Below are 606 nucleotides of genomic sequence, written 5' to 3' on the forward strand. Positions count from 1 at the left end.
GGTCTGGTGATTCAAAATAGCCGCAAACAGCAATATATCCGCTGTCGCAACACGGCTCCCTCACCCACAGAACAATTCAGTCTGCACCCCACGGATTACGCCAATGCTGAGGATCTGGGTACTATTGTTGCGATTGTCCACAGTCACCCGGATGCCACAACACAACCCAGCCAGTTAGATATCGCCCAGTGTGACCTGTCACAACTCCCGTGGGTGATCGTCTCATGGCCGGAGGGGGATATGCGCACCATTATGCCCACGGAGGGAATTAAACCCCTGATTGGCCGCCCGTTTGTACACGGTATTTGGGATTGCTACGCCATTGTGCGCGACTGGTATCGACTGGAGCGCGATATTGCTATCCCTGATTTTGCCCGTGCTGATGGCTGGTGGGAACGTGGCGAAAATCTGTACATGAAACACTATGCATCGGCGGGTTTTGCTGAGTGCAGCGGTGAATTGCAGGCGGGTGATGTGATCATTATGCAGGTACAGGCCAACGAACCCAATCATGCCGGGGTATACATAGGTGATGGGCTGATGTTACACCACATGTACGGACAGCTCAGTAACCGTGTGCATTATAGCGGATACTGGCAGGAGCGA

General features: G+C 53.3%; 1 protein-coding gene. It reads left to right on the plus strand.

What is annotated here, in order from left to right:
- Positions 1 to 606, plus strand: a 606-nt coding sequence (locus Xkoz_RS19340) for a C40 family peptidase (RefSeq protein WP_099143533.1), incomplete at both ends; no start/stop codon positions are given.

The sequence above is a fragment of the Xenorhabdus kozodoii genome, from assembly GCF_002632875.1.
GTDB classification, from domain to species: Bacteria; Pseudomonadota; Gammaproteobacteria; order Enterobacterales; family Enterobacteriaceae; genus Xenorhabdus; species Xenorhabdus kozodoii.